At 34.5% G+C, this 11,030-nt stretch carries 7 protein-coding genes and 1 tRNA gene; 6 read left to right on the top strand and 2 right to left on the bottom strand.

Translation table 11 applies throughout. From position 1 onward, the window contains the following. The first annotated feature begins 21 nt into the window (after positions 1-21). Together Q0770_RS02715 and Q0770_RS02710 are read left to right on the top strand one after the other, a co-directional pair. Positions 22-1,263: a metallophosphoesterase gene (locus tag Q0770_RS02715; RefSeq protein ID WP_299113741.1), complete on the top strand. Its 1,242-nt coding sequence runs from the start codon at positions 22-24 to the stop codon at positions 1,261-1,263. 136 nt (positions 1,264-1,399) lie between these two features. Then, positions 1,400-1,696 (top strand): co-chaperone YbbN, encoded by a 297-nt coding sequence (locus Q0770_RS02710; RefSeq protein WP_188373452.1) that lies wholly within the window; start codon positions 1,400-1,402, stop codon positions 1,694-1,696. On the opposite strand, the gene Q0770_RS02705 is transcribed toward Q0770_RS02710, so the two are convergent. Together Q0770_RS02705 and Q0770_RS02700 are read right to left on the bottom strand one after the other, a co-directional pair. Next, the gene (locus Q0770_RS02705) at positions 1,693-2,331 is read right to left on the bottom strand and encodes a polysaccharide deacetylase family protein (RefSeq protein WP_299113740.1); all 639 of its coding nucleotides are present in this window, start codon (positions 2,329-2,331) and stop codon (positions 1,693-1,695) included. The two genes, Q0770_RS02710 and Q0770_RS02705, sit on opposite strands and share 4 nt — an antisense overlap. An 86-nt stretch (positions 2,332-2,417) precedes the next feature. Next, the gene (locus tag Q0770_RS02700; RefSeq protein WP_299113738.1) at positions 2,418-6,047 is read right to left on the bottom strand and encodes a DUF2723 domain-containing protein; all 3,630 of its coding nucleotides are present in this window, start codon (positions 6,045-6,047) and stop codon (positions 2,418-2,420) included. Between the two features lie 153 nt (positions 6,048-6,200). Between Q0770_RS02700 and Q0770_RS02695 the strand changes: the two genes are divergently transcribed. The 4 genes from Q0770_RS02695 (at position 6,201) to infB (ending at position 10,954) form a co-directional block, all read left to right on the top strand. Next, positions 6,201-6,273, top strand: a tRNA-Gln gene (locus Q0770_RS02695). A 205-nt stretch (positions 6,274-6,478) separates the two neighbouring features. Further along, a complete protein-coding gene (gene rimP / locus Q0770_RS02690) occupies positions 6,479-6,943 on the top strand; it encodes a ribosome assembly cofactor RimP (protein WP_299113736.1) in 465 nt (154 codons plus the stop codon). A gap of 11 nt (positions 6,944-6,954) precedes the next feature. Further along, on the top strand, positions 6,955-8,187 hold the full coding sequence (gene nusA / locus Q0770_RS02685; RefSeq protein WP_299113734.1) for a transcription termination factor NusA: 1,233 nt from the start codon (positions 6,955-6,957) through the stop codon (positions 8,185-8,187). Positions 8,188-8,248: 61 nt separating this feature from the next. Further along, entirely contained in the window at positions 8,249-10,954 is a 2,706-nt protein-coding gene (gene infB, locus Q0770_RS02680; protein WP_299113732.1) for a translation initiation factor IF-2, read from the top strand. Positions 10,955-11,030 lie beyond the last annotated feature (76 nt).

Genomic DNA, 11,030 nt, shown 5'->3' with positions numbered 1-11,030 from the left:
TTGGTTTTTTAAAATTCAGGTATGATTCGTTGGTTTATATTTTTACTAATTATTGGAGTTGCAGACTATTATGCATTTCAATCTCTAAGGACTATTACAAAAAGTAATTGGTGGTATGCATTGTATTGGATTTTTACTTTAGCAGTTTTAGGAAATTTTGTATATCAGTTTTATAGCTTTAGTCGTAGTGATGGATTTTCTCATAGCAATTCTTATGCTGTAGGACTTTTAATAGCTATGATTGTTCCAAAAACAGTCTTACTACTTATTATGTTTGGCGAAGATATTTTTAGAGTACCTCAAGCAGTTTATAGCTATTTCACTCAAGATAGTGGCGATGTAACTAGACATTTTCCGGCACGCAGAAAGTTTATAAGTCAGATTGCATTAGGGTTGGCCGCAGTACCATTTGTGTCTATTTTATACGGAATTTATAAAGGTAAATACAACTTTAAAGTTTTAAAATATGTACTCCATTTTGAGGACTTACCTGAGGCTTTTGATGGTTATAAGCTGACTCAAATTAGTGATATTCATTCTGGAAGTTTTGATAATATTGATAAGGTAAAATATGCTGTAGATTTAATCAATGAACAACAAAGTGATGTCATATTATTTACAGGGGATATGGTAAATAATAAAGCCACAGAATTAGAGCCTTATGTTCCTGTTTTTAATAAGTTGAAAGCAAAAGATGGCATGTATTCGGTTCTTGGAAATCATGATTATGGCGATTATGTGCGCTGGAGTTCTGAGGATGCTAAAAAGCAAAATCTTGAAGATTTAAAAACGCTTCAGAAAGATATTGGTTTTGATTTGTTATTAAATGAAAATCGATTTATAGAAAAAGATGGGCAACGTATTGCTATAGTTGGTGTTGAGAATTGGGGTAAAGGTGGTTTTAAAAAAGCAGGAGATTTACAAAAAGCAAAATCTGCAGTTGACAAAGACGATTTTAAAGTTTTACTAAGTCACGACCCAAGTCATTGGGATGCTGAGGTTGTTAATGACGATTACCATTATCATATAACACTTAGTGGACATACACATGGTATGCAATTTGGTATTGAGATTCCAGGTTGGTTTAAATGGAGCCCTGTAAAGTGGCGTTACAAGCGTTGGGCAGGTATTTATGAAGAGCTAGGACAATACATAAACGTTAATAGAGGATTTGGCTATTTGGCATTTCCTGGACGTGTGGGTATTTGGCCAGAAATCACAGTAATTGAGCTTAAAAAAGGCAGCAAAAAAGCCAATACTTAGCATTTAGTTTGTTTGTAAACTAAATTGTATATTTATAATAGCATCAAACTGAAAGTAATACGTGCGCTTATTTAAAGTATAGTATAAAAAAAATGCTTAAGTTTGAGGTGTTGATTTGACTAAAACCTTAACTAATATGTCAAAATTTGGAGAACTTATAGATGTAGACAAACCTGTGCTACTAGATTTCTTCACAGAATGGAATGAGCAGTCTACCGCAATGCATCCTGTACTTAGAGATGTTGCTGCAGCTCTTGGTGATAAAGCTAAGGTGATTAAAATCGATGTCGATAAAAACCAAGAACTTGCTGAAGCCCTGCGAGTAAAAGGTTTACCTACACTTATTATCTACAAAAATGGCGAAATGAAATGGCGCCACAGCGGTGAGCAAGATGCCAATACGTTGATTGGGATTATTCAGGAGTATGTTTAGCTTAGTGATTTAAACTTATAACCTTTTTCACTATAAAATTCTAAAACCTTAGGTAATACCGCTTTTAAATTTCGCTCAGCTTTTACACTATCATGTAATACAATAATGCTGCCCTCTTTTGCAGAATTAAGGATGTTGTTGAAACATTCTTCTTCAGATACTGAAGCATCCCAATCAAAAGACAAGACATCCCACATGACAATGTTGTAACCTAATTTTTGAAGTTCCTTGGCTTGTTTGGTCTTAAACTTCCCATATGGTGGACGGAACAATTTTCTGTCTGATGACGATATTTTATCAATAGCTTTTTGAGCTAATTCAACATCAGTCAAATAGTCTTTTGTTTTATGTTTCCAACCTTTTAAATGATTATAAGTATGGTTCCCCATGGAATGCCCATCAGTTAATATAGCTTTAATAATTTCAGGATGCTTTTCAACATTACTTCCTATACAAAAGAACGTCGCTTTTGCACCATAGGCTTTAAGTTGTTCTAAAACCCAAAGTGTAATTTCTGGTGTTGGACCATCATCAAACGTGAGATATAATTCATTCTTTTTGGTGTCAATGTTCCAAATAAAATTGGGGAATAAAGACTTTACAAAACCTGGCGTTTTTGCAGGAATGAGTTTCATGTGATGCTATTTATTGTTTTTAAATTGTCACATAGAACAACTTTATTATTTTATACTATGGATAAAAGTAATAGTGGTTGTTTCATCTAGTTAGTGCTATCTACTTCAGCTGGGATTGTTTTAGTTGTAGTATCATTATTACCATCTCTAAAAAGTTCTTCTAAATCAACTTCTGGTTCTTCAGAAGGAGCTTCTTCACCCATTAAAGGATTAAATAATTCTAAATATTCATTGAACTTTCTAGTCTGCTCTAAGGCAAAATCTCTATCGCCATAAGCAACAAGTGCATCAACTAAAGAACGGTATTTTTGAATATCGGTAAAAATTTCATCTATTATATCTGCCTGCACCTTTAAGTCTTGCCCACTATAATACACAAGATTTTCTTGATACTTAGCGGCAACATCGAGATATAATTTCTTGGCCTTTTCATCAGCACCAACCTCAAAATAAGTTGAAATATAAGGCTCTAATAAGGTATAGAAACCAAAAGTGTCTACAGGCATTTTTTCCATGGCTAAGTCAGCCATTTCTTCAGCTTTATCTAATTTTTTCTCATCTAATAGAGTTTCTATAAGACGTGCCATATTACCACGATAAGTAATCCCGTTTTTACGAGTTTCGACATCATGATATATGTCTTCGCCACTTCCGCCCCAATCCCAAGACTTCACTAGGTCGTACATTAAGTCTGGGTCAACACGTCCCATATCAAAAGGATTAGCTTTGTCAACAGGTGTTTTTATTGGTACAAGCTTGTAGCATAAGCCATCAAGTTGTAAATAGTCTTTCATCCAGATATAATCTTCATCTGCAAATGCGCCACCACTAAAATAGATTGGGCGCTCCCAATTATTGTTAGCAATAATATCTAACATTAATAATCGGTTTTTGTAAATGGCACTTCCAGAGATTTTTACGTCTAAGTATGGCTCTATTTTATCAGCATCTTTTGGTTTTACTATGCCATTTTTAAGTACGGTTTCTTTATTAACAGGTACTCTAATATTTCGGGTAGGATAGTAATTGGAGTTTATAAAATAACTAGGATAACCATTAGGGTCTTCGCCTTCTGCAGCTACACGATGTTTTAATTTTGTAGTTTTCTTATCACTAGAAATAAAATCCATAAAGTCTTTAATGTCTAAAGTGTCTTTTGCAATTTTATCATTGATTTCTCTGTAAAACGTATAGTCTCTTGTGCCATCTCTATATTGCTTGTGCGTTAATTGAGAAGGAATTGGCTCACTGGAATACGCTTTACGTTTCATTTGGTCAATGTACCAAGCGGTTTGGAATAAACTTGTATTTACAACACGTACATCTGTACGTACACCTTCGATTTCTTGAAGATACCAAAGCGGGAAAGAATCGTTATCACCTATCGTAAATAGTATAGCATTTGGAGCACATGATTCTAAATACTTTCGTGCCATAGAGTTCGCAGTATACTTACCAGAACGGTCATGGTCATCCCAATTGTTAGCGGCTAAAACTCCAGGAACAGCTATTAAGCAAGCTAATGTAATTGCAGCTACTGGTACAAAGCTCTTTTTGGCTTTTTTGGTTAGTAAATCATAAAGTGCGTAAACGCCGAAGCCTATCCAAATGGCAAAAACATAAAATGAACCTACAACAGAATAATCTCTTTCACGGGGCTCAAAAGGTCTAATATTTGTGTAAAATTGAATGGCTAAACCTGTGAGTAAAAAGAAAACTAAAAGCACCCAAAAGCGTTTTTTGTCGACATTCAACAAAAAGAAAAACCCAATTAACCCTAATATTAATGGAAGGAAGTAATATGTGTTTCTTCCTTTATTATTCTTAACATCACTTGGTAAGTTTTCTTGAGACATGCCAATGTGTAATTTATCTATAAAGTCAATACCTGAAATCCAATTACCATTAAAGTCATCATATTTTCCTTGAATATCATTTTGGCGTCCGGTAAAATTCCACATAAAATAACGCCAATACATATACCCAAACTGGTATTGAAACATGTACATCGTGTTATCTAAAAATGAAGGTTTTTCAACTTCAAAATACGATTGAGCATTTTCTTTTAGAAAGTTATGGTAGTCTTCATAATCAACTTTGCCTTCAGCTACTGCGCGTTTAAAATCGTTTACCATTTTATTAATTGCCTGCATTTGATAGCTGGCCCTTGCACTAGCTTCTTCTTCTGGATAGCCGCCATTGAGATAGCTTTCGTATATGTCTGCACCTAATGTTGGCTTAACTTTAAAATCAATTAAGCCTGTAAACATCATATAGTTTTCAGCATGCTCGGTACTCCACATACGCGGTAAAGGCATTGCATGCTCAGAGTTATAATTTTGTTTAGCATTCTCCCAATCGTTTATGATAACATATTTGCCAGTCTCATAATCTTTTTCGTAATTCTTTTTGTCGTCTACAAAAGGCTCATCTGCATCTTGACCAGAATATAACTCTGTAAACTGAGGACCATAGAATAAGTGGGTTTCTGGATATTGTTCTAAGTTATAGTAAGCTAATAATTCTCTTGCATCAGATGGGTCATTTTCGTTAATGATAACATGAGCATTAGCACGAATAGGAAGCATCATCCACGACGAAAAGCCTATGAATATAAATAGCAAACATAGTACTAGAGTATTGGCATGAATAAATCCTTTTTGTCGCGTATACTTAAGTACAAAATAGAATGCGGCGATAACGATTAAGCCTGCGATTATTGTTCCTGAGTGAAATGGTAATCCAAAGTTATTGACAATAAAAACTTCCATCCAACCAAAAAAGCGAAGCGCATTAGGTAATAGAAGTTTAAAGATGAATAACAGTATTGCAGCAGATATAATGTTGGCGTATGCAAAGCGTTGAGTTTTTTTCAAGAACCCTTTAAAAGAACGGTTTTTTTGAAATTGAAAGTATATAATATATGGTAAGCTAATTAGTGCTATTAAAGCAAGAAGTATTAGCCTAGAGCTTTTGCCTATATCGTAATTTAAAATCAATACTACACAAAATAGTATTGCTAAAACTATGGCAACAAGAAAAGGAACAATCAACAGAAAATCTTTTGGCAATTCTTCTCCGTAATTTTTAAAATAATAAATAAGACCAATAGCAGGAATGGTTAATAACCCCATGAAGTGAACCCCAAAAGACAAACCAATTACAAAAGCAATAAGAATCAGCCATCGATTTCCTCTAGGCTTGTGCATGTCTTCTTCCCAACGTAATGCCAAGTAAAACATAACGGACATAATTAGTGTTGCCATAGCGTAAACTTCTGTTTCAACAGCATTAAACCAAAAAGAATCAGTAAAAGTAAAAGCCAAACTGCCGACCAAGGCACTACCTAGAATAGCCATCCCTTTACTTGTCGCATCTTTTTTAACATCATATTTTACCATTTTACGAAGCAGAATAGTAACTGTCCAAAACATAAAAAGTATAGTAAAAGCACTTGATACAGCACTCATCATATTTAATAAAGCACCAATTTGAGATGGTTCTAAAGCAAACATGGAGAAAAATGCACCAAGCATTTGAAACAAAGGAGCTCCTGGAGGATGACCTACTTGTAATTTAGAAGAGGTTAAAATGTATTCGCCGGCATCCCAAAAACTAACTGTTGGTTCAATAGTTAAGGCATAAGTGATTGCTGCTACAGCAAACACAAACCATCCTAAAATTGTGTTCCACTTTTTAAAGTTGAAATTGGTCATAAAAATTAATGCTTTTGATGCTGGCGAATTTACTAATAATTACAACACAGCCGAATGTTTTTAAGCAAACGTTAAGTATTTTAAATTATTTTTCCTTCTTTTTTTTGTCCAACTCAAACTTTGTTATAAATTTGCATCCTCATTTTGAGATGATGGCCTATGGTGTAACTGGCAACACGTCTGGTTTTGGTCCAGAAGAGTCTAGGTTCGAGCCCTAGTAGGCCAACATAAATTTAAATCCTAATTCAAATTGAGTTAGGATTTTTTGTTTTTCATCTCTAACTGAATAAAACCTAGCGTATAACCTAGGTAAGTTCAGAATTTTAGAACTTAAACACCTTGCAAAATTCGATATATATCGTATATTTGCACCACTGTTTAAGGAAATGAAGATAATGAGGGGACGAAAAGTCCCCTCTTTTTATAGCTGTATGTTAAAAAATAAGGTAGAAGAATTATTACAAAGTGGACTTGACGAGCGTCAAGATTTGTTTTTAATAAGTATGACGGTAGGAGCAGATAATGCTATTAAAGTAGTTATCGATGGCGATAATGGTGTGTTAGTGGAAGATTGTATGTTTATCAGTCGTGCCATAGAACATAACTTAGATAGAGAAGAAGAAGATTTTTCTTTAGAAGTGCTTTCAGCTGGAGCAACATCGCCATTAACAATACCAAGACAGTACAAGAAAAATATTGGTCGTAATCTAGAAGTTAAGACCAATGATAATAAGAATATTGAAGGTCAATTGGTAGAAGCCAATGAGAATTCCATTCAGTTAACATGGAAAGCTCGAGAGCCAAAACCAATAGGAAAAGGAAAAGTAACTGTAACCAAAGAGGCTATGATTGCTTTAGAAGATATAAAAGAAGCAAAAGTTAAAATAAAATTTTAAGTCCTGTTAATATGGAAAATTTAGCGTTAATTGAATCATTTTCAGATTTTAAAGATGATAAATTAATAGATAGAGTTACGCTAATGGCGATTCTAGAAGATGTATTACGTAATGCATTGAAAAAGAAATATGGAGATGATGATAACTTTGATATCATTATAAATCCAGATAAAGGAGATTTAGAGATTTGGAGAAACAGAATTGTTGTTGCAGATGGAGAAGTAGAAGATGAAAATCAAGAAATCGAATTGTCTGAAGCTCAAAAAATTGAACCAGATTTTGAGGTAGGTGAAGATGTAGCGGAAGAAGTAAAGCTTTTTGAATTAGGAAGACGTTCGATTTTAGCATTAAAACAAAACTTAATTTCTAAAATTCACGAGCACGATAACACAAATATTTATAAGCAATTTAAAGAACTTGAAGGAGAGATTTATGCTGCTGAGGTTCACCATATTCGTCATAGAGCTATCATTTTATTAGATGATGATGGTAATGAAATTATTTTACCAAAAGACAAGCAAATACCTTCAGACTTTTTCCGTAAAGGCGAAAACGTAAGAGGTGTAATCGAAAGTGTCGAACTTAAAGGAAGTAAACCAGCAATAATTATGTCAAGAACATCACCATTGTTCCTTGAAAAATTATTTGAACAAGAAATACCAGAAGTTTTTGATGGTCTAATTACAGTTAAGAATGTTGTTCGTATTCCTGGTGAAAAAGCAAAAGTAGCTGTGGATTCATATGATGATAGGATTGATCCAGTAGGAGCTTGCGTTGGTATGAAAGGTTCTAGAATTCATGGTATAGTTCGTGAGTTAGGAAACGAAAATATCGATGTTATCAATTACACCAATAACATTCAATTATTTATAACACGTGCGTTGAGTCCAGCAAGAGTGACATCTCTTAAGCTAGATGAAGAAAACATGCGTGCTGAAGTATTGTTAAAGCCAGAAGAAGTGTCTAAAGCTATTGGTCGTGGAGGTCATAATATTAGATTAGCTGGTAAGTTAACAGGTTATGAGATTGATGTATTTAGAGAAGGTGCTGAAGAAGATGTAGAATTAAGTGAATTCTCTGATGAAATCGAAGAATGGATTATTCAAGAGTTTAGCAAGGCTGGTTTAGATACTGCAAAAAGTATTTTAGAGCAGGATGTAAATGACCTTGTGAAGCGTATAGATTTAGAAGAAGAAACAATTACAGATGTTATTAGAATTCTAAAAGAAGAATTCGAAGACTAAAAAATCCAATTTTTGCAAATCAATTGGTAAACTATATATTTAGGATTATATAAAAGCATATATGGCTCAAATTAGAATAAATAAAGTACTTAGGGAATTAAATATCTCCCTTGATCGTGCTGTAGATTTCTTAGAATCTAAAGGCATAGAGATAGAGAAAAGCCCTAATACAAAAATTTCTCAAGATGTTTATGATACATTGGCTGATGAATTTCAGACTGATGCGACTAAACGTGAAAAAGCGCAGGAAGTAAGCGAAGCAAAGCTGAAAGAAAAAGAAGCGCTTAGAGAAAAACGCGAGCGTGAACTCGAAGAAAAGGTAAAAGAAGACGCAGAAAAAGAAACTGTACTTAAAGCAAAAGCTGAGCTTTCTGGGCCTAAGCAAGTTGGTAAAATAGATTTGGATGGTGATAAGCCAAAAGCTGAAGAAGCTCCAAAGAAAGAGGAACCAAAAGCTGAAGCACCTAAAAAAGAAGCTTCTGCAAAAAAGGAAAAGCCTGCTGCTAAAAAAACTGAAGAAGCTCCAAAGAAAGAGGAGCCAAAAGCAGTTGAAACCAAAACCGAAGATACTAAGGAAGAATCTTCATCTACTTCTGAGCCAGTAGATGAAAAGATTAAGACACAGTATAAGAAGCTTAGCGGTCCTAATATTACAGGTAAAAAAATTGATTTAGCCCAATTTAATAAGCCTAAAAAGAAAAAAGAAGATAACAACAAACCTAAGGCTGGTGATGCTAACAAACGTAAAAGACGTAGAATAAGTAAGCCAGGTGATCCAGGTAAATCAAATAATAACGATAACAGAAGAGGCAATTTTAAAGGTAGAGGTAATAATCGACCGAAAGTTGTTAAGGAAGAGCCTAGTGAAGAGGATGTAAAAAAACAAATTCGTGAAACTCTTGAAAAGCTTCAAGGGAAGAGCAGTAAGGGTAAAGGTGCTAAATATCGTAGAGATAAAAGAGACCAGCATAGAGAGCAAACAGAAATTAATGAAGAGCTAGCAGCAGCAGAAAGCAAAATCCTTAAAGTAACAGAGTTTGTTACCGTAAGTGAAGTTGCTACTATGATGGATGTTGGTGTAACTCAAGTAATTTCTGCATGTATGTCTTTAGGAATGATGGTAACTATGAATCAGCGTTTAGATGCTGAGACCTTGTCTATCGTTGCAGAAGAATTTGGTTATTCTGTAGAGTTTATTACAGCAGATATCGAAGAATCTTTCGAAGAGATTGAAGATAAACCTGAAGATTTGGTAGATCGTGCTCCAATTGTAACAGTAATGGGTCACGTAGATCACGGTAAAACCTCTTTATTAGATTACATACGTAAAGAAAATGTAATTGCTGGAGAATCAGGTGGAATCACACAGCATATTGGAGCATATGGTGTTCAGCTAGAAAACGGACAAAAAATTGCGTTTCTGGATACACCAGGTCACGAAGCCTTTACAGCCATGCGTGCTCGTGGTGCTCAAGTTACAGATATAGCTATTATTGTTGCAGCAGCGGATGATGATATTATGCCGCAAACAAAAGAAGCAATTTCTCATGCTCAAGCAGCTGGAGTACCAATTGTTTTTGCGATTAATAAAATAGATAAGCCAGATGCAAATCCTGAAAAAGTAAAAGAAGGATTAGCGCAAATGAACCTTTTAGTTGAAGATTGGGGTGGAAAAATTCAATCTCATGATATCTCTGCTAAAGTGGGAACTGGTGTTAAAGAATTATTAGAAAAAGTATTGCTTGAAGCTGAGTTATTAGAACTTAAAGCGAATCCTGATAAAGCAGCACAAGGTACAGTGGTTGAAGCGTTTCTAGACAAAGGACGTGGCTATGTATCTACAATATTAGTACAAGCGGGGACCTTGAAAATTGGAGATTATGTTTTAGCTGGAAAAAATTCAGGTAAGGTAAAAGCCATGCAAGATGAACGTGGAAATGATGTTGCTGAAGCAGGTCCGTCAACACCAGTTTCAATATTAGGTTTAGATGGTGCCCCACAAGCAGGCGATAAATTTAATGTATTTGAAGACGAGCGTGAAGCTAAGCAAATTGCAACTAAGCGTACACAATTACAACGTGAGCAATCTGTAAGAACACAACGTCATATTACTCTTGATGAAATCGGTAGACGTATAGCGCTTGGAGATTTCCAAGAACTTAATATTATCCTTAAAGGTGATGTGGATGGTTCTGTTGAAGCATTAACAGACTCTTTCCAGAAGCTATCTACAGAAGAGATTCAAGTAAATATCATTCATAAAGGTGTTGGAGCCATTACAGAAAGTGATGTTTTATTAGCAACAGCTTCGGATGCAATTATTATTGGATTTAATGTGCGACCAATGGGTAATGCACGTCAAATTGCAGATAAAGAAGAAATCGATATCCGTACATATTCTATTATCTACGATGCTATTAATGATCTTAAAGATGCAATGGAAGGTATGTTATCCCCAGAACTTAAAGAAGAGATTACTGGTACTGCTGAAATCCGTGAAACGTTCAAGATTTCTAAAATCGGAACTATTGCAGGATGTATGGTTACCAATGGTAAGATTTTCAGAAACTCTGGTATCCGTTTAATACGTGATGGTGTTGTAATTTTCACAGGAGAACTAGAATCACTAAAACGATTCAAGGACGATGTAAAAGAGGTGTCTAAAGGTTACGATTGCGGTATGCAAGTCAAAAATTACAATGATATTAAAGAAGGCGATGTTATAGAAGCCTTCCAAGAAGTTGAAGTTAAAAAGACTTTGAAATAAAAGACTTTAATATATTTTAGATATTATTAAAAAGCACTCCACGAAAAAGGAGTGCTTTTTTTGTTTAACTTTATAA

The organism is uncultured Winogradskyella sp. (assembly GCF_947501905.1).
Taxonomy (GTDB): Bacteria; Bacteroidota; Bacteroidia; order Flavobacteriales; family Flavobacteriaceae; genus Winogradskyella.
Note: the sequence above shows the minus strand (reverse complement) of the source record. Positions and strands in the feature narration are given on the sequence as shown.